The organism is Mesorhizobium sp. M1A.T.Ca.IN.004.03.1.1 (assembly GCF_003997555.1).
In the GTDB taxonomy this organism is placed as follows: Bacteria; Pseudomonadota; Alphaproteobacteria; order Rhizobiales; family Rhizobiaceae; genus Mesorhizobium.
Map to the genome: position 1 here is coordinate 355,801 of NZ_RZTV01000002.1, position 17,924 is coordinate 373,724.

Genomic DNA, 17,924 nt, shown 5'->3' on the forward strand with positions numbered 1-17,924 from the left:
CCCCCCGCGCTTCAACACGCAATGGGGAGTTCAGGCTCGAGGAGCGGCACTGCCCCGTTGGCGTACAGGACAACGGCATCCTCGAACTCTCCGGTGGAAGGATCGCCGGTCCGGCTGAACGCAACCACGCCTGCAGAGCTCGCCGCAAGCTTTTGTGCCAGGCGCAGAGCATGCTCGACGTCCTGGACCTCCACCGCTTCTCCGGGCGTGATTGCCCCTTTAGGCGTCAGCCTGAAACTCTGAACCACAAAATACGTCAGCAATGCCGCCTCCTTAGCCGCGTCAATCTGACTCGGCCTTGAGAACAAAACAAGTACAAACTGAGCGAGCCAGTGCGACAAATCCACAGCCCAAGGCTGCAAACAAACCTACCCGGCCTTGACAAGGTAGGTAGGTAATACCTACTCTTGGAAATTACCAATTGGAGCCGGGCGGTGAAATCGATCTCTGAAGCGCAGCAGTCCCGCGATCCTTCCGCTCGGCCCGTAGAGCATCAGCACTGCCGCGCAGGCGAGGTCTTCGCTTTTGCCCTGCCAGGCCCGGACGGTTTCCTCGACCTTGCTCCGAATGCCCGCGCGAACCATCGGGTCGTCGAGCTTGACGTCCTCGGCGGCGAGCATCAGGGCCATAGCGCCTTCGTTGATTTCCAACTTCGGACAGATCTTGGTGCCGGCGATCGCCTGGCCGACATGAGATATAACCGCCATTTGCGCATCGCTGTAGGCAAAGGCCGGACCGGGCATGACGAACAGCAACGCAGCAGCCCGCACCAGATTTTTCATCCAATCCCCCCTGCCCGTAGCGCACGGTTTGAACGCTATCACAAGGATGAAGCCGTCGCGAAGCGGCTCGCTGCTATTGCCTTCATTGCCGCCACCCTGTTCTGCGCCGCTGTCACGGTCGGCGCGCTCTGATTTCCATTCGAGGAGACCCGTATTGCTGGATCAAGTCCAACGTTCATCGCAAACCCGCCGCGAATTTCCGGAAGCCGCGGTCGAGCTCCATCCACGCTGCCTCGAAATGGCCGAGGCTATGCGCGATCTGTTCGCTGTCGGCGGCGGCGTTCGGCTTGAAGACCTGGTCGGCGCCGGCTTCACAAGCGCCGAAATCATCGAGTTTCAGGACAGCGCCGCACGTCTGGCTTTGCTCGCCAGCACCAAGCAGATCACCATCCGCCCGGATCTGCTTGCGGACATGATTGAGAAGGCCCGGCACGCCGCGCCCAATCGGCCACCGCTGCCCGGCGACGCGCAGCCTACACAGAGCCTCATCCTGGCCTGGGGCCAGTATTGTGCGGCCCGCGGCGCGCTGCTGCTCGACCCCTGGTCGGGTCAACGCGAACGCTGCATTTCGGTGCTGTCGGGCTACCTCGACCGGCTGCCGATCTTCCCGGCCGTTCGCTCGAGCGTTATCAACGCCGTCGAAGCAGCCATGCCGCAGGTGCACCAATGAGGCCCGCAAGCAAGGCGCTTGGCGGGAGACCCGCCATGATCCCAACGTTCAAGCCGGATGGGTCGGCCTTCGACCTCCTCGAACCGAAGGCGTCCGACATCAGCTTCGCCGATATGGCCAACACACTGTCCAAGCTCGCGCGGTTCAATGGTCTCTATCGCTGCCCGGCCTACTCCGTGGCGCAGCATTGCGTGATGGGTGCCGACGCGCTGTTCCGCGAAACCGGCGACGGCTTGGCCGCCGGCTATTTCCTTCTTCATGACGGGCATGAATACGCGCTCGGCGACATCACCAGGCCGGCAGTCGATCTGATCCAGCATCACATGTGCCGACTGGCGAGCGACGCGGGATTGGCTGCAGATTTCATCGACCAGCTCGCCCACCGCGCGATCGCGTCGGCCAAGCGCAGCATCGACCTTGCGATCTACCAGGCGGCTGAATTGCCCGATATCGACACCGTGCCGGCCTATGGCCGTCAGATCCGCGACATGGATAATCGCATGCTGGTTGCCGAGGCCGCGGCCCTGTTCGGAGCCAGGCCGAACAGCGCTTGTCTGCCGCGCGTTTCGCTGCCTCCGCCAAAGCTTGTCGGCGCGATCGAACCGTGGGGCGCGATGAAAGCAGAGCTTGCCTTCATCGACCGCCTGCAGCGCTATCTCGGTATCGCGGCGCGGACGTGCTGAACGTGCAATTTTCGCCATGAACACCAGCGGCAACGGCACTCCATGAACGGGTCCGATGAGTACACGGAAAACGCGCCGCTGCGGCTGGACATCGCGGCCCGGATTGCTTTCCCTGATGGCTCGATGGGCCCAGCCGGCTTGCGCAAGGAGCGCGACCGCGGGCGGTTAGAGACGGAAATCATCGCCGGCAAGGAATACACCACACTCGCAGCAATCGGGAGAATGAGGAAGCTATGCCGCGTCCAAGCAAGGGAATTCGACTCGTCTGGCGGTCCGAGAGCCGAAAGGCCGACGGCAGCTTGCGCAGCAAGGCCGGCTGGTACATCGAGGACGCCGGACGACGACATCCAACTGGCTGCGGCAAGAGCGAGCTTGTTGAAGCTCAAAGGCAGCTCGCCGAATACATCGGCGAAAAACATCAGCCAACGCGCCAGCGCAACCGCGACCCGGACCAAGTAAAGATCGCGGACGTCATCAACGTCTATGCCGAGGACGTCGTCGCGCTCAATCCGTCGCAGAGCTATCGCAAGGAAACGGCCGCGCGGCTGCTCGCCATTCTGACTTTCTTCACCGGCACGGTCGCCGACATCTCGGGCGCACTCTGCCGCGAATATGTCAACGGCCCGGCCAAGAACGGCCGGATCCTGCCGACGCCGGCGATGGCACGTCGGCAGCTCGAGGATCTGCGCGCGGCGATCAACCACTATCACGCCGAAAAATACATCACGGCCGTGCCGAAGATCGTGTTGCCGGCGCGATCGGAAAAGGCCAAGCGCGCGCTGACGCGATCTGAGGCGGCGAGGCTGCTCTGGGCAGCCTGGCAGATGCGGCAGACCTGGAAGGGGCAAGAGAGCGATCGCCGGACCGGCCGGCACGTGGCGCGCTTCATCCTGACCGGGCTCTACACCGGCACGCGATCCGCCGCCATCTGCGGGGCCGCGACACGGCCGACAGTGGGGCGCGGCTTCGTCGACCTTGAGCGCGGCGTCTTCTTCAGGCGAGCCGCCGACATGGTCGAGACCAGGAAGCGACAGCCGCCGGTCAGGCTGCCGGACCGGCTGCTGGCGCACATGCGCCGCTGGGCGCGCACCCCGGTTGACATCAAGACCAAGGGACGCGGCAAAAGCCGCACGATCGGCCGCATGATCGCGCACGATTTCATCGTCGAATGGGAAGGCGGGCCGGTTCGATCGGTGCGCAAGGCGTTCAAGTCGGCCTGCGAGAGCGCTGGCCTCGGCTGGTACGAGGCGCGGATCGTCAAGGGCGTCGAGACGCAAGTGTTCGTCACCGACGTCACCCCGCACACGCTGCGTCACACTGCTGCGACGTGGCTGATGCAGAACGGCGTCGAGCTTTCCAAGGCCGCCGACTTCTGCGGCATGACGGAAGCCGTGCTGCGCAAGCACTACTACCACCATCACCCCGATTTCCAGGCCGACGCCGCAGCGGCGATCACGGCCAAGGCGCCGGCGCCGCGCCAGAAGAGCAACATCGTGCGATCGGGCGTCTCCCACCTGAAACCCACCTGAAACCCCGGAAACAAACGTGAACAAAGGCCCCAAAAGCGGCCGATCATTAATCGCAAAAGCCCGGAATTCCGGGCTTTTTCTGGCAAGACAGCTTGTTCGGGACGATGGGGTCGCAGGTTCAAATCCTGCCACTCCGACCAGAACGAAATCTCCCGAAAGTCTTTAGTTTCCCTGATTATTCAAACCTTTCGGCTTCGCGCAGAGAACCGTATCGCTGCGTGATGCTTCAAGACGCGACGCGCTTGCCGCATATCAATGCTCAAGCCGAACTGATGATCGCCTACGGCGCCAGGAAGGAAGGGCTTGCCGTCGCGCGCACCGGCTCGGAACGAGCATAACCGTCACGCCTGATGCCGCCATGGTCGATCAGGCGAGCGATCACGGCGCGCCGTGCGTGATACGGCGTCAGCGTGTGGTCGGCATTCGGCAGCGAGACCCTGGTCACGCCGCGAATGCTATCGAGCCGCTCTTCCTCCGAGCCAAAATGGCGGGCGATCTCCTTGAGGCTCAGATCGCCTTCCGAGGTTACGAGGAGGACCCGCACGCCGCGGCCGCATAGGTCGCGCATCCAGCGTTCCACCCGCCGCTGTCCAAGCAGCGCGGCCGGATGCAGCATCGACAATGTGGACTTGATCGCCTCCAGCCCGCGCCGGATGATCAGCCGGGCGCATCGCGAAACGATCCCGCGCCATGCGGGGGCGGCCGGCTCGCGGCTCTCCTGCATGGCGCCAGCGTTCTGCCCGAGCACGGCCTTGGAGGTCTCGTAAGTCTTCCAGACCGCCATCTCCAGCGCGTAGGAACTGTTCCAGGCGAAGCAGAGCGGGTTGATCATGGTCAGCATCCGTACCCGCCGATCGGCCCGCGCGGCGTGAAAAGCCTGAAACGCGCCGGCGCAGGTGCCGACCAGGCCGACCCCGGGGTAGCCGGCTCGCTCCATCCAGTTGATCGCACGACTTACATCATGGCGCGTGCGCCGGTCATAAAGGAACAGGCGCCCTTCCTCGGTCGGATCGCTGAGGCCAAGTCCGGGCAGGTCGACGCGCAGCGAGGCTACGCCTTCCGCCGCCAGGGCTCGCGCCGCTTCCACCGTGCCGCGCGCCCAGCCGACATGCGGCACGCCACCGGCATTGAGGAAGATCACCGGCTCGGCCTCGGTCTGGCGTTCGCGCGGTCGGCAAAGCACACCGCAGATCATCGGCGCCGGTCCGATCAGCACCGGGCTTTCCGTGTAATGCGGACCGTCCAGGATCTGCGACACATCGCGCGGCATGGCCTTTCCCGCTGCCGCTTCGCCGGGCTGGTCGGCGATCCAGGCGGCGCAGCGATCGAGAGCGGCGGCCGGAATCCGGTTGGCGGTCGGGTCGCACATCAAGAGAGGATAGCCATCGAACTCGGCCGTCGCGATCTCCGCAGCGCCCGCCGTGTCGCCGCCGACCTCTTCGGCAGCCAGCGGCTTGCCGTTTGTAAGCACCAGCATCGGCAGGGATGGAAGGCCAGCCGCGGCATGCCGCCAATCGAGCGCCGAGAGATCGGCCAGCGTTTCATGCGAAATTCGGAACCCGGCGGCCTCGCGCCCCTCGGTGAAAACCCCTTCGCCCGCCGAACGGCTGGCCAGCGGCGCGTCGATCATGCGCGACATGGCTGTGACCTCGCGAACATAGGCCTTGCCGGAGGACGGCGGCGCGAGCAGCACGAGACCCGCCACGTCGTCGCGTCCGGCCGCCGCCAGCGGGGCCAGCAGGGCACCAAGCCGGAAGCCGACCAAAATGACGTCCGCCACGCCGCAATCCTGCTTCAGCCGATCGATCGCCGCGCCTATGCTCGCCGTCCACCGTTGCACCTGACCGGGCGTTGAATGATCCCCGGCGGCATTGCCGCAGCCGGGATAGTCGAATTGCAGCGCCGGCAGACCGTTTTCGGCCACCTTGTCAGCCAGAAGCCGCAGGAAACGCCGGCTGCACAGGTCCTCGTGGCCATGCGCCCCGGCGATCACGACACCCCGGCCGCGTCGCCCGGTTCCCCTGCCTTCATGAAGCCAGCCGATCGTGTCGGCGAAGACGACCCCCTTCATGCCACGCTCCCGGCAGGCCGCAACGAACGCATGATCTCCGCCCTGGTCTCTACATTGTCGGCTTGCGGCGCATCGTAGGCCACCTCGCGATCGCCATTCAGCGCCGTCACGACGCCGGCCGGAGTGGCAGAGGCCGGCCCATCCAGGCCAATTTCCTTCACCGCGCCCGGCATCAGGTGGAAGCCGTTCTCGCGCGGGAAGAACAGCCCATCCTTGATGGCGACGTGATAGGCGGCGCGCTTGCAAGCGAGCCGCAGGCGCCAGCCGTCTCTGCCGCACATCAGCCCTGCCGACAGGCCGACATCGCGTCGCGCGGTCATGACGCCGGGAAGCACATGAAAGGCTTCGGCCAGGATCTCGCCGTCGCGGTCTTCCAGCCTTGCCACGGTTACCTCGTGCCCCGCTGGGCCGAAGCGATAGGCATAAGACAGATCAAAGAAGGCGCCGAGCAGCGAGAATGCCGCAAGCGACTGCGTCCCGCGCGCCTGCAGAGTGACCGGCCGGCGCGCCGCCACCACCGGGGTGACGCCGTCGCGCAGGCAGGCAAGCGATAGCGTCGCCTCGACTGCCCTTGCCGTGTCATTGACGAGATGGACGCTCAGCCCGTTGACGCCCTCATCGCTCAGCGTCAGCCGGAGCGGCGCGAAGGCGCGTCTCAGCGCATGCCAGACCGATTTCGGCCGACCGGCAGAATCGACGACGCCCCACCCTGCTCCCGGGAGCAGATCCTTCCAGAAGAACACCAGCGCGCCCGCCGTCGGGGAGGCCGGTCTGCGCCATTCATCGATCGTGCGCTCAACCACCTCGGCAATGACAGCGCGCGAGAGGTCGAGGTAGCGCGCTGGATCCTCCATGCGCAGCCGGCGAGCGTCGACGCCGAACAGCGTCTCCAGATAATGCTCGCGCACGTCCTCGAAATCCCACGACGCACCTGCATCGCGCGGCACGCCGGCCTTCCAGCGCGGATCGTGGCCGGGCGGAACGGGCAGATGCTCATCGAGCGTCGCCTGTTCCGGCACGTTGGCGAAGGCGAGGCATTCGCTGGCGAAACGCACCTCCGCGCGGCGCGCGTCCTCCAGCGGCCGGCAATAGGCGCCGACGCCATAGTAGTGCGTCGGGCCGCCATCCGCGGCGAAGGGCAGGCTGCCGCCGGAGGGCGAGGAGGACACGAGCGCCAGATCGGGCAGGATCGCCTGCGCGGCCGGACGCACGACATCGTCGAACCAGGGTGTCGGATCCATCGCCACCGGCATGCCGAGCATCGCGGCCTGCTGCGCCACCTCGCTGCCGCCACACAGCACCGCCAGCGACGGCGAATGCCGAAGCCGCCCCAACAGGTTCTCCACCTCGCGCGACAGCGCCGCCCGCCAAGCCTCGTTCTTCGCCGGATAGTCGAAATTGGCGAGCATGAGGTCCTGCCAGACCAGAATGCCCATCTCATCGCACAGCTCGTGGAAGGCATCGCTTTCATAGGCGAAGGTGCCGCCGACCCGCAGCATGTTGACGCCGGCTTGGCGCGCGAGATCGAGGTCGGGCTCGATTTCGGCTCGCTCGCAGGGCAGTCGCACGGGATCGGAGGGCGTCCAGACCGCGCCGCGGCAGAACACCGGCACGCCGTTGACGACCAGGCGAAAATCGCCTCCGTCGGCACCGCGATCGATCTCAATGCGGCGGAATCCGACCCGGCCCAGCCGGCTGCGCACCGTGCCCAGCGTCGCCATCACTTCGTGCAGCGCCGGCTCGCCATGTCTGTTCGGCCACCATGGGGCGACATCGGCAATGGCCAATTCCGCCGTCAGCCGGGTGGGTGTCTCGAACTTGAGGGGCGCGCGCACTCCGGCACAGCTGACATGCGCCGTTTGCGCATTGACGAAGGGTTCGGCGAGGGTTATCGCAACGGCAAGATGCCCGGTCGTGCCGTCGAGCCTGGCGCGCATGTCGGCATCGAGGATGCGCTGCCCGCCATTTTCGTGGATCAGCTTGACGGGACGCCACGGCCCGACGACATCGAAGCTCGGGCACCAGCCCGGCATATGGCCGATCAGGGTCGTGCGCACCAGCCGCAGCCGCTGATCGTCGATCATGCGAGGGCGCCAGCGGGCGCGCGGACCGATCGCCGTTTCCAGATGGCGGTCGAGACTGCGAAAGACGATGGCGAGCTGCTCGCCCCCTGAAAGGCTTACCGCAGCCTCATGGCGCTCGAACATCGAGGTCGAGGTGAGCAGCAGCCGCTCGCCAAGCCAGACCTCGGCGACAGTCGCCAGCCCCTCGAACACCAGCCGCACCGGACCGGTCGCGTCGAGCCTGCGGCTGTACCAGACATCGCGGTCGTGCAGTCGGGTTGGCTGCTTGCGGTCCCAGCAGCCATGCTTTTCCAGCGTGGCGGCCGCCGTGCCGGGACAGGCCGCGTCCAGCCATTCGGCATTTGCGTCGATGTCATTCGGCGAAGCCCAGGCACCTGCCGCCGAGATGGCCATCCGCCAACCCCGATCCAGCAATCCGGCAGTGCCGGCGATCGACACCGTGGCGTCCATTCCCCCACCCATCATCAAATGCGCCTCGGCCGGCCCGCTAGGCCGCCTTGGAGGCGACACCGGCCATGCGGGCGTCCAGCACGTCCATCACCGTTTCGTAGGCCTGCGCCATCGGCGCGATTGCTTCGGTCAAGCCGTCGAAGCGCTGCCGCGCCATCGCGCGGGCGAGCTTGAACTGCATGACCTTGGCGCCCTCGGCAATGTTACCGGCGGCTTGCACCGCCTCTGCCAGACAGGTTTCGCCGTGCTGCCCCAGCCATTCGAGATGACTGCCAAGAAGTTCGAAATTCGCGCCGACCTGCCGCAGCGTGTTGAAGGCATAGGTGTGGAAATAGGCAGGCGACTTCGTCGCCAGCCTTTCAGCGTGGCGGCCGAACGCGGCCGCATAGGCGTCGAGCGGATTGCGCTTCGGCCGCCGCTTCAGGTGATGCGCGAGCAGCGCCGCTGCGGTCCCGACCGCGTCGCGGGCCGGGCGCGTGGCGTCGAGCTTCACGAATTCCGCGTAAGGAAACAGCGGCAGGTCGCCCGCCGACACACCATCCCATTGGCCGAAGATGCCGTCATAGTCTTGGCCCTCGAGCGCGAAGTAGCCGTCATTGTGGAAGTAGCGCATCTGCCGCGACTCGGGATCGAGCGCATTGATGCCGACCGTGGTCTTGGAATGGCCGCTGCGGTAGGTGAGGCCTTTGGTGTCGGGCAGGTAGAAGGCATCAACCTCGACCAGCGGCAGCCGGCCGAGCTCGACTTGCGTCAGCACATGCGTCTCCAGCCGGTCGAAGACCGCCAGCTCTTGGATGTCCAGCCCCGCCAGCCTCTGCAGGTCGGCGGTCGGGAACTTGAAGAACGTGAACTGATCACCTTCGAAATCCTGCGCCGCGGTGAAACCGAGCGCCGCGACCGGATCGTGCCCGGTCGCGTGCAGAACCTCGATCAGAAGGTCGACATAGCAGTTGGTCTGCGGCCACCGCCTTTGCGGATCATGCAGCCAGTGCGGCCGGTAGCTGGCCGGATCGAGGCCGGCGATAGCCCTCAGCATCTCACACGCTCCAGAGCACGTCGCGGACCGCCGCCGGCCAGGCTTCCGTGTCCGGCCCATGGTGGCGGAACAGCGCCAGCGCCACGCGCTCCAGCCCGAAGCCGACGCAGGCCGAATGGCAGAACTCCCCGTCGGCGAACTTCAGGCCCCAGGTCTGGCCAAAATGGTCCTGGTGATAATTGAAGCTCAAGCAGGCGGTCGGCTTCTCGATGCTGGTCACCGGAATCAGCAGCTCGAACTTCAAGCCCTGATCGCGCTGGTTGTTGGCCATCATCCTGCCGCCACGGCCGAAGAACGGATCGTTGGCAAGATCGACCTCGCAAGGCAGGTCGAGCGACTCGATCATGGCCCTGCCGCGCTTCAGCCAGCTTTCGCGGAACGAGCGCACCTGCTCGGCCGTGCCGATCTTGACGAACTCGCGCATGCGGAAAAGCTGCATGCGCGCCGGATCTTTCGACGGCTCGTGGCGGAAGCAGTAGGAGGAGAGTTCGAAAAGCAGGCCCTGCGCTGGCACCGGGCCGCGCGCGGCGATGGTGGGATAGAGCGGATAGCAGGCGGCAGGCGTCAGCGCGAGGTCCGTCGCCTTCTGCAGCTCCGTCCAGTCTCCGCCGTCAGCCATCATGCCGAGCAGTTGCGCATGCTCCCGCTCGCCGCCCATGAAGGAATGCACGCAGCCGGCAAGCTGCGGGAAGCTCTTCATGTAGCCGCTCTTCTCCAGCGTCGCGCGGCTCATGCCCGGCGGAAAATGGATGCGGGTGGCCTTGTCGGGCGCGCCGTGGCGGGTGACGAGACGCTCGAACCGCTCGATCACGTCCTCGAATGCGCCCGAACGGCCATAAAGGCCGTCGACGCCGGATTCGAACAGGATGCCGTTCTCGAACAGGCTGTCGAGCAGCGACTTGGAGTCGAATGTCTTGGCGTCCATCTCAGCTCCCCAGGCCGGTGTCGAAGCGGCTCATCAGCATGAGCGTCGCGGTATTGGAAAGGATGCGGTCGTTGGAGATCATCACCGGCGCCGAGGTCACGTCGCGCAGGTGCCGGCCGACGCTGAACGGGGTACCGTTCTTGTAGCCAAGAATGCCGTTGACCAGCATGGCGAGACGCACCACGGCGCCGGCCTTCTCGCTGGCCGCGACCTTCAGCGCGTTGATCTCGGCGGCGAAGCCGATCGAAGACAGCGCGTCGTCGTCGCCCGCGGCCGCTTCGAAGCGGTGGATGGCGGCCGCAAGGTGGCCTTTCATCTCCTGCAAAAGGGCGGCCGCTTCGGCAAGCCTCAGCGCGCCCGGCGGCATGGAGTCGGGCTGCTTGCGCGCCGCCGCCTTGACGAAGGCCTGCGCCCGATTGAAGGCGTCGGCGGTGATGCCGAACCAGGTCGCCGCCCAGAAGATGTGCGAGCTGGCCAGCATCGACTGCGCCGCGATCTCGGAGAACGGCTTCGGGAATATCTGCGCCGCGTCACCCGTGGCGACCAGATGAAAGCCGTCGGAGCAGGTGCCGCGCATGCCGAGCGTGTCCCACACCGACGTGCGCTCAAGCGTGCGGTTGCCGTCGGCCGGGATCACCACCATCACCTGATCGGAGCTGGCCGCATCGGGGGCGCGACGCGCCGTGGCGAGGATGGCGTCGGCATAGTTGCCATAGGAGATGACGGTGGCTTCCTTGGTCAACGCGAAGCGCCCGCCGGCGACCTCGACCGCACAGATCGAGTTGCGCAAATTGCCGCCGATGCCGGCCTCCGTAGTCGCCGAAGCCATCAGAAGCTGCTCGTCGGCGATGCGCCGCATATAAGCGCGGTGCCAATCGCTGGCGCCTCCGTGAGTGACAAAGCTCGACGTCTTGATCTGATGCATGGCATAGATCATCGCGCTCGAGCCGCAGGCCTGGCCGAGCTGCACGATGAGGTCGGCGATCTGCATCGTGCCGAGCCCCTCGCCGCCATGCTCGATCGGGATCGCCACGCCGAGCAGGCGCTCGCGCTTCAGCGCCTCGATCGTCTCCGCCGGGAAACGCCCCTCCTTGTCGACGGGGTCGGCATGGCCGGCGGCGATCTCGGCGACGCGGCGCATGCGCTCGGTCGCGGCTTCGGGCGCCTCCGCGAGCGAGGCCGCCTCTATCTTTCTCAACACGTTCATGGCTACGCCGCCTTGCGCGTCAACTGCGAAACCGCATCCGCGATGCTGGCCAGCGAAGAGAAGGTGCGCCGCGTCAGCATCGTCTCGGGGAATTCGATGTCGAACTCCTCTTCGAGCGCCAGCATCATCTGCACTGAGGCGAAGGAGGTCAGCCCCGCGTCATAGAGATTGGCGTCGTCGGCGAGCGCGCCGAAATTCAGCGGAATCATCGGATGCTGCTCGAGCAGCGAGCGTATCTGGTCAATCATGGAGGCCCCACCTTGCGTTGTGCAGCCGGCAATATCGCAGACGCAACGCAACCGTGGCGTTAATGCCGCAGAGCAGTTTCAACCATGCCTAAGGATCGGTAACGGACCGCAATACAATTTTACGGCTCTCGATTCGGACGGACCTCTGTCCGGCGTTTCTTGTGGCTCTGTATCCGCATCGATATCAAGCCACGCGCTTTCGCCGCCGCCAGCCTTCCGCAAAAGCCTGCCGTCAATCAATCAATCAGATAAATGGTCGACAATAGGCCCTCACTTTGGCCTAATGGTTGCCGCTATCCCATTCGAGAGCTGCTGGACGATTTTTGGAACGGCGAGACCGGGGTAAGAGTATGAAGTTCACGCTGCGGGCTCTCTTGCCGTTGACCTTGATCGCAGGCTGCTCGTCGAGTGTTGCGTCGATCAATCCGGCGAAATACGACGGGATGAGCTGCGCCGAGCTCAACAGCGCGCTCGGCGACACCGCCACCGATATTTCGCGGACGGCGATCAGCCGCGGCAAGGTCGCCAATACCAGCGTGCCGACTTGGCTGCTCGGCGGCGAGCGCGTGAAGACGGTCGTGGCCAATCGCGATACCGCCAGGATCGAGCGGCTGCAGCAACAGCAGCAGGCGATCATCGCGGCCAGGAAGAGCCGCTGCCCGTCCTCGCAGTGACTAGGGCGTCGCCGAGCAGCGGAAGTCTCAAGCGCTGATGCGGAACCTGGTCGTATCGATCGCCGCCTTCATCAGTGTCTGCGTGTAGGCTTCCCGCGGATTGCCGAAGATCTCCTCGGCCGGCCCTTCCTCGACGATCTTTCCCTGCTTCATGACGATGATGTAGTCGGCCATGGCGCGCACCACTGCGAGGTCGTGGCTGATGAAGAGGTAGGACAGTCCGTGGTCCGACTGCAGCTTGCGCAATAGCTCGACGATCTGCTTCTGCACCGAGCGGTCGAGCGCCGAGGTCGGCTCATCAAGCACCACCACTTTCGGCTTCAGGATCATAGCGCGGGCAATGGCGATGCGCTGGCGCTGGCCGCCGGAGAACTCATGCGGGTAGCGGTTGCGCGCGTTGGGGTCGAGGCCGACCTCGCGCAACGCCTCGACGGCACGCTGGTCGCGCTGTTTGCCCGTCAGCGAAGGCTCGTGCACCAAAAGCCCTTCGGTGATGACCTGGCCAACCGTCATGCGCGGCGACAGCGAGCCAAACGGATCCTGGAAGACGAGCTGCAATTCGCGCCGCAGCGGCCGCATCGCGTGGCGGTCGGCCTCTGAGATGTCGCGGTCGCCAAAGCGGATGACGCCGTCGCTGGGGAGCAGCCGCAGCAGCGCGCGGCCGAGCGTCGATTTGCCGGAGCCGGACTCGCCGACGATGCCGATCGTCTGGTTGCGCTTCAGCCGGATCGATATCTTGTCGACGGCCCGCAACATCAGCGGCTCGCCGCCGAGAAAACCACCGCCGATCTTGAAGACGACCTCGACGTTGCGGCCTTCGAGCAGCACGGGCGAATTGGCGGGCGCGGCCGCCTTGGTGCCGGTCGGCTCGGCGGCGAGCAGCATCTTGGTGTAGGCGTGCTGCGGATTGGCGAAAAGCGCTTCCGCCTCGCCCTCTTCCACCACCTCGCCCTGGCGCATGACATAGACGCGGTCGGCGAAACGGCGGACGATGCCGAGATCATGGGTGATGAAGACGATCGCCATGCCGAGCTTGCGCTGCAGTTCGGCAAGCAGCATCAGGATCTGCGCCTGAATGGTGACGTCCAGCGCCGTCGTCGGCTCGTCGGCGATCAGAATATCGGGATCGTTCGCCAAAGCCATCGCGATCATGACGCGCTGGCGCTGGCCGCCCGACATTTCGTGCGGATAGGATTTCATCCGCCGCTCGGGATCGGGGATGTGCACCAGTCTCAACAGCTTCAGCGCCTCTTCACGTGCGGCCTGGGCGCTCAGGCCGCGATGGCGGCGGATCGGCTCGATGAGCTGGTTGCCGATGGTGTAGAGCGGATCGAGCGAGGTCATCGGCTCCTGGAAGATCATGCTGATCTTGCGGCCGCGAACCTTGTTGAGCTCGCTCTTGGTCATCTCCAGGAGGTTGCGGCCGCGGTAGTCGACCTGGCCGGTCGCTTCGCCATTGGAGGAAAGCAGGCTCATCGCGGCCATCATCGTCTGGCTCTTGCCGGATCCGGATTCGCCGACGACGGCGACGGTCTCGCCGGCATTGACCTTTATGCTGATGCCCTTCACCGCCTCGACCGTGCCGTCGAGGGTCTGGAAGCGGACGCGCAGGTCCTTGACGCTGAGGATCGTTTCGGAAGCCATGTCAGCGATCCCCATCCTTATCGATCTTTGGGGTCGAGCGCGTCGCGCAGGCCGTCGCCGACAAAGTTCAGCGCGAACAGCGTCGAAACGAGGAAGAAGGCCGGGAACAACAGCAGCCAGTTGGCATAGCCGATGTTCTTGGCACCGACCGAAATCAGCACGCCCCAACTGGTCATCGGCTCCTGCACGCCAAGCCCGAGGAAGGACAGGAAGCTTTCCAGGATGATGACCTGCGGCACCAGCAGCGTCATGTAGATCACCACCGGCCCGAGCAGGTTGGGGATGACGTGGCGCACGAGGATGCCGCGCTGGCCGACGCCCATCGCTTCCGCCGCCTGAACGTATTCTTGCCTGCGGATCGACAGCGCCTGGCCGCGCACGATGCGCGCCATGTCGAGCCACAGCACCGCCCCCACCGCCAGGAACATCAGCACGAAGTTGCGGCCGAAGAACACCACCAGCATGATGACGAAGAAGATGAAGGGCAGCGAGTAAAGCACGTCGACGATGCGCATCATCACCTCGTCGACCCTGCCGCCGGCAAAGCCGGCCGTCGCGCCGTAGATCACGCCGATGACGCCGGCGACGACACCGGCAAGCAGGCCGATCGCGAGCGAAATGCGCCCGGCCATCAGCGTGCGAGACAAGAGATCGCGCCCGGTGTTGTCGGTGCCGAAGAAGAAATACTGCTGCTTGACGGCCGAGCTCATGGTCATTTCGAGCCCATCGGGCGACTTGCTCTCGATCTTCGTGTCGTCGAAGGCGTCGGAGCGGTCGAGATAGCGGATATTGCGGTCGTCGATCGGCTTCTTGGAGGTGACGGTGACGACGACGCGGCTGCCGTCTTGGTGCCACTCCTTGATGTCGACGCGCATGCGTTTGATCGCGTCGCTCAGCGCACCCTGGATCATGTCGGGCTTCGGATAGGCCGACAGGCTCGGCGGCGTGCGCACATAGTCGCCGTAGATGGTCGTGTATTCATGCGGCACGACCATAGGGCCGAATACGCTGATGACGGCAATGAATGCCAGATAGTAGAGGCTGAACATGGCGGCGCGGTTGCGCTTCAGCCGCGCCCAAGCATTGCCCCAGAGCGAGCGGCCGACGATCGGCTCCGGAGCGGCTACGGCAAGCTCAGTCATAGCGCACCCTCGGATCGACGACCGCATAGAGAAGATCGACGATCAGGTTGAAAACGATGGTGAAGAGCGCGATCACCACCACAGTTCCCATGACCAGCGTGTAGTCGCGGTTGAGCGCGGCGTCGACGAAGTAGCGGCCGACACCTGGAATGGAGAAGATGGTCTCGACGATGATCGAGCCGGTGAGCAGCGCCGCCGCCGCCGGACCGGTGAAGGAGACGATCGGCAGCACGGCGCCGCGCAGCGCGTGCTTGACCACCACCGACCAGTCGGAGAGGCCGAGCGCGCGGGCGGTGCGGATGTGGTGCGAGCGCAGGCTCTCGATCATCGAGCCGCGCATCAGGCGGGCGACGATGGCGATCTGCGGCAGGGCAAGCGTCAGCACCGGCCCGACCTTGTTGATTAAGGCGCCGTCGCCCCAGCCGCCGATCGGCAACAGCTTCCAGGAAAGGCCGAAGACGAGCTGGATCACCGGCGCGGTGACGAAGGTGGGGATGGTGCTGCCGGCGGTGGCTAAGGCGATCACCGAATAGTCGGCTATTTTATTCTGGTTGAGCGCCGCGATCGTGCCGAGGATCGAGCCGAGCAGCAGCGCCAGCACCAGCGCCGAGGTACCGATCTGCACCGAGATCGGCAGGCCCTTGGCGAAGAGTTCGGTGACGGTGAAATCCGGCAGGTTGTAGCTCGGTCCGAAACTGCCGCGCAAAAGATTGCCGAGATAGTGGAGATATTGCAGCCAGAGCGGATCGTCGAGGCCGAACTGGGCTTCGAGATTGGCCCTGATCTCGGGGCTCAAGCCCCGCTCCTGGTTGAACGGGCCGCCTGGCGCGACGCGGATCAGGAAGAACGCCACCGTCACGATGACGAACAGCGTCGGGATGGCGGTCAATAGCCGCCGGAAGACATAACGCAGCATCGGCGCCCCGCTTCAGCCAGGGCGACGGCTCTCCAGACGAGATCGTGGCGCGCTGGCATCTCTGATCTTCGCACCGCGATCGCCGAAAATCCAATGCGACTTTCGGCCCGGCACGACGACAGACCGCGGCCGCCGCTCCCTAAAAGAGAGCGGCGGCACGGCCAAGGTTCCTTGTCAGTCCTTGGAGATGAAGCGAGACGGATGAATGTCCATCACATTGTCCTCGAAGCCATGCAGCTTGGAGGAAACGATGTCGTGGTAGCTGTAGTAGAGCAGCGGGATTTGGCCGACATCGTCGACGAGGATGCGCTCCGCTGCGGCGAGGTCCTTCATGCGCTCCTCAGGCTTGCCGCCGGCGGCGGCCGCCTTGTCCATGGCGGCTTCATAGGCAGGGCTGTTATAGTTCGAGTAGTTGTTGCCGCTCGCCTTGCGCGAGATGCCGAGGAAGGTCTCCGGATCCTTGTAGTCGGCGATCCAGGCGGCGCGGGCGACGTCGTAGTTGCCCTTCTGCTCGAGGAAGCCATAGTGGGTCTTGGTGTCGGTGTTGAGCAGCGTCACCTCGATGCCGAGCGGCTTCAGCTGTTCCTGGATGGCGACCGCGGTGTTCTTGTGGTTCTCCGAGGTGTTGTAGCGGATCTCCATCTTCAACGGATGCTCGGGTGTATAGCCAAGCTTTTCCAGCACTTTCTTGGCCGCATCCTCGCGGTCGATCTGAGACATGTCGGCGTATTTGGCCAGTGCCGGCGTGTAGCCGTCGATGCCCGGAGGCACCATCGAATAGCCGGGCAGCATAGAGTTCTGCCAGACCTTCTCGGCGAGGAAGTCGCGATCGATCGCCATCGAGATGGCGTTGCGCAGCTCGACGTTGTCCCAAGGCGCCTTGTCGGTCTTGACCGCATAATAATAGGTGCCGAGATATGGCCCCACACGGATCTGGTCACCGAATTTGGTTTTGAGATCGGCGAGCTGTTCGGTCGGCAGGTCGCCATAGCTATCGAGTTCGCCGGCCTCGAAGCGCTTCATCGCGGACGAGCGATCCTCGGTCGGGATGTAGTTGACCACGTCGAGCTTGACGCTCGCGGCGTCCCAGAACTTCGGGTTCTTGACCAGTTTCATGTGGTCGTTGGGAATCCACTCCGCCAGCGTATAGGCGCCGTTGGAGACCAGCTTGCCCGGTTTGATCCAGTCCGCGCCGAGCTTGTCGATCGAAGCCTTGTTGACCGGATAGGTCGCCTGGTGGGTCAGCATCTCCAGGAAGTAGGGCGTCGGAGCCTTCAGCGTGACTTGCAGAGTGTTGGCGTCGATCGCCTTCACGCCCATATCCTCAGCCTTGCCTTTCTTGGTATTGAAGTCCTCGGCGCCTTTCACCGGATACAGCATTGAGGCGTATTCTGCAGCGGTGGCCGGGTCTTCCAGCCGATGGAACGAGTAGACGAAGTCGTCCGCCGTCACCGGGCTGCCATCCGACCACAGGCCGTCCTTGCGCAGCTTGAAGGTGTAGACAGTGCCGTCGTCGGACACCGTCCAGCTTTCGGCGGCGCCCGGAATGAGGTTCGTCTTCGGGTCATGCATGACGAGGCCCTGGAACAGGTCGCGTATAATATCGGCCTCGTAGACCGTCGACGTCTTGTGCGGATCGACCGTCTCCGCCTCGGCAGCGGATCCGCGATTGTAGACGGTCTCGGCAAAGGCGGGCGTGTAGAAAGCACCGGTCGCCAAGGCCATCGTGGTGGCGAACACGGTCGCCTTCAGCAGGTTTTTGAGCATGAAGTCTCTCCCTTGTTGGCGCGGCCCCTCAACCACGCCTTGAGTGTTGACGCCCCGGAACCGTCAACGGGTCCCTTTTGAGCGCGCCCCGGTTCC

16 protein-coding genes are annotated in these 17,924 nt (G+C 64.8%); 4 read left to right on the forward strand and 12 right to left on the reverse strand.

What is annotated here, in order from left to right:
* Positions 1 to 11 precede the first annotated feature (11 nt).
* Positions 12 to 263: a hypothetical protein gene (locus tag EOD29_RS07690; protein ID WP_245459665.1), complete on the reverse strand. Its 252-nt coding sequence runs from the start codon at positions 261 to 263 to the stop codon at positions 12 to 14.
* A 138-nt stretch (positions 264 to 401) separates the two neighbouring features.
* Complete coding sequence (locus EOD29_RS07695) at positions 402 to 782, reverse strand: hypothetical protein (protein WP_127246347.1); 381 nt, start codon at positions 780 to 782, stop codon at positions 402 to 404.
* A 250-nt stretch (positions 783 to 1,032) separates the two neighbouring features.
* Between EOD29_RS07695 and EOD29_RS07700 the strand changes: the two genes are divergently transcribed.
* The 3 genes from EOD29_RS07700 (at position 1,033) to EOD29_RS07710 (ending at position 3,664) form a co-directional block, all read left to right on the forward strand.
* A complete protein-coding gene (locus tag EOD29_RS07700; protein ID WP_127246348.1) occupies positions 1,033 to 1,452 on the forward strand; it encodes a hypothetical protein in 420 nt (139 codons plus the stop codon).
* Between the two features lie 35 nt (positions 1,453 to 1,487).
* Entirely contained in the window at positions 1,488 to 2,135 is a 648-nt protein-coding gene (locus EOD29_RS07705; RefSeq protein ID WP_127246349.1) for a hypothetical protein, read from the forward strand.
* A 299-nt stretch (positions 2,136 to 2,434) separates the two neighbouring features.
* Positions 2,435 to 3,664 (forward strand): tyrosine-type recombinase/integrase, encoded by a 1,230-nt coding sequence (locus tag EOD29_RS07710; RefSeq protein WP_245475278.1) that lies wholly within the window; start codon positions 2,435 to 2,437, stop codon positions 3,662 to 3,664.
* Between the two features lie 280 nt (positions 3,665 to 3,944).
* Here EOD29_RS07710 and EOD29_RS07715 read toward each other — a convergent pair whose 3' ends face one another.
* The 6 genes from EOD29_RS07715 to EOD29_RS07740 all read right to left on the reverse strand — a co-directional run bounded on the left by EOD29_RS07715 (position 3,945) and on the right by EOD29_RS07740 (position 11,685).
* Complete coding sequence (locus EOD29_RS07715) at positions 3,945 to 5,735, reverse strand: alpha/beta fold hydrolase (RefSeq protein WP_127246351.1); 1,791 nt, start codon at positions 5,733 to 5,735, stop codon at positions 3,945 to 3,947.
* On the reverse strand, positions 5,732 to 8,284 hold the full coding sequence (locus tag EOD29_RS07720) for a glycoside hydrolase family 2 protein (protein ID WP_245475279.1): 2,553 nt from the start codon (positions 8,282 to 8,284) through the stop codon (positions 5,732 to 5,734). Before EOD29_RS07720 ends, EOD29_RS07715 begins: the two co-directional genes overlap by 4 nt.
* Positions 8,285 to 8,306: 22 nt before the next feature.
* The gene (locus EOD29_RS07725; RefSeq protein ID WP_127246352.1) at positions 8,307 to 9,305 is read right to left on the reverse strand and encodes a DUF1839 family protein; all 999 of its coding nucleotides are present in this window, start codon (positions 9,303 to 9,305) and stop codon (positions 8,307 to 8,309) included.
* A gap of 1 nt (position 9,306) precedes the next feature.
* Positions 9,307 to 10,230, reverse strand: a complete 924-nt coding sequence (locus tag EOD29_RS07730) for an amino acid--[acyl-carrier-protein] ligase (protein ID WP_127246353.1) — start codon at positions 10,228 to 10,230, stop codon at positions 9,307 to 9,309.
* A 1-nt stretch (position 10,231) separates the two neighbouring features.
* Positions 10,232 to 11,371, reverse strand: coding sequence for an acyl-CoA dehydrogenase family protein (locus tag EOD29_RS07735; RefSeq protein ID WP_095800338.1), 1,140 nt, complete (start codon positions 11,369 to 11,371; stop codon positions 10,232 to 10,234).
* A gap of 68 nt (positions 11,372 to 11,439) precedes the next feature.
* The gene (locus EOD29_RS07740; protein ID WP_066997751.1) at positions 11,440 to 11,685 is read right to left on the reverse strand and encodes an acyl carrier protein; all 246 of its coding nucleotides are present in this window, start codon (positions 11,683 to 11,685) and stop codon (positions 11,440 to 11,442) included.
* 350 nt (positions 11,686 to 12,035) lie between these two features.
* On the opposite strand from EOD29_RS07740, the gene EOD29_RS07745 reads away from it, so the two are divergent.
* Positions 12,036 to 12,359, forward strand: a complete 324-nt coding sequence (locus tag EOD29_RS07745; protein ID WP_066997754.1) for a hypothetical protein — start codon at positions 12,036 to 12,038, stop codon at positions 12,357 to 12,359.
* Positions 12,360 to 12,386: 27 nt separating this feature from the next.
* Here EOD29_RS07745 and EOD29_RS07750 read toward each other — a convergent pair whose 3' ends face one another.
* The 4 genes from EOD29_RS07750 to EOD29_RS07765 all read right to left on the reverse strand — a co-directional run bounded on the left by EOD29_RS07750 (position 12,387) and on the right by EOD29_RS07765 (position 17,828).
* Positions 12,387 to 14,003 carry an ABC transporter ATP-binding protein gene (locus tag EOD29_RS07750; RefSeq protein WP_095800339.1) on the reverse strand — a complete coding sequence of 539 codons (1,617 nt, stop codon included), beginning with the start codon at positions 14,001 to 14,003 and terminating at the stop codon, positions 12,387 to 12,389.
* A 17-nt stretch (positions 14,004 to 14,020) separates the two neighbouring features.
* Positions 14,021 to 15,145, reverse strand: a complete 1,125-nt coding sequence (locus EOD29_RS07755) for an ABC transporter permease subunit (RefSeq protein ID WP_067327929.1) — start codon at positions 15,143 to 15,145, stop codon at positions 14,021 to 14,023.
* Complete coding sequence (locus EOD29_RS07760; RefSeq protein WP_066997760.1) at positions 15,138 to 16,061, reverse strand: ABC transporter permease subunit; 924 nt, start codon at positions 16,059 to 16,061, stop codon at positions 15,138 to 15,140. Before EOD29_RS07760 ends, EOD29_RS07755 begins: the two co-directional genes overlap by 8 nt.
* A gap of 174 nt (positions 16,062 to 16,235) precedes the next feature.
* Positions 16,236 to 17,828 carry a peptide ABC transporter substrate-binding protein gene (locus tag EOD29_RS07765; protein ID WP_127240834.1) on the reverse strand — a complete coding sequence of 531 codons (1,593 nt, stop codon included), beginning with the start codon at positions 17,826 to 17,828 and terminating at the stop codon, positions 16,236 to 16,238.
* Positions 17,829 to 17,924: the final 96 nt, after the last annotated feature.

Bases quoted from the DNA above. Each gene is read 5' to 3' on its own strand.
- EOD29_RS07695 (WP_127246347.1), bottom strand. From the start codon at position 782: ATGAAAAATCTGGTGCGGGCTGCTGCGTTGCTGTTCGTCATGCCCGGT.
- EOD29_RS07700 (WP_127246348.1), top strand. From the start codon at position 1,033: ATGCGCGATCTGTTCGCTGTCGGCGGCGGCGTTCGGCTTGAAGACCTG.
- EOD29_RS07705 (WP_127246349.1), top strand. From the start codon at position 1,488: ATGATCCCAACGTTCAAGCCGGATGGGTCGGCCTTCGACCTCCTCGAA.
- EOD29_RS07715 (WP_127246351.1), bottom strand. From the start codon at position 5,735: ATGAAGGGGGTCGTCTTCGCCGACACGATCGGCTGGCTTCATGAAGGC.
- EOD29_RS07720 (WP_245475279.1), bottom strand. From the start codon at position 8,284: ATGATGGGTGGGGGAATGGACGCCACGGTGTCGATCGCCGGCACTGCC.
- EOD29_RS07725 (WP_127246352.1), bottom strand. From the start codon at position 9,305: ATGCTGAGGGCTATCGCCGGCCTCGATCCGGCCAGCTACCGGCCGCAC.
- EOD29_RS07730 (WP_127246353.1), bottom strand. From the start codon at position 10,230: ATGGACGCCAAGACATTCGACTCCAAGTCGCTGCTCGACAGCCTGTTC.
- EOD29_RS07735 (WP_095800338.1), bottom strand. From the start codon at position 11,371: ATGCGCCGCGTCGCCGAGATCGCCGCCGGCCATGCCGACCCCGTCGAC.
- EOD29_RS07740 (WP_066997751.1), bottom strand. From the start codon at position 11,685: ATGATTGACCAGATACGCTCGCTGCTCGAGCAGCATCCGATGATTCCG.
- EOD29_RS07745 (WP_066997754.1), top strand. From the start codon at position 12,036: ATGAAGTTCACGCTGCGGGCTCTCTTGCCGTTGACCTTGATCGCAGGC.
- EOD29_RS07750 (WP_095800339.1), bottom strand. From the start codon at position 14,003: ATGGCTTCCGAAACGATCCTCAGCGTCAAGGACCTGCGCGTCCGCTTC.
- EOD29_RS07755 (WP_067327929.1), bottom strand. From the start codon at position 15,145: ATGACTGAGCTTGCCGTAGCCGCTCCGGAGCCGATCGTCGGCCGCTCG.
- EOD29_RS07760 (WP_066997760.1), bottom strand. From the start codon at position 16,061: ATGCTGCGTTATGTCTTCCGGCGGCTATTGACCGCCATCCCGACGCTG.
- EOD29_RS07765 (WP_127240834.1), bottom strand. From the start codon at position 17,828: ATGCTCAAAAACCTGCTGAAGGCGACCGTGTTCGCCACCACGATGGCC.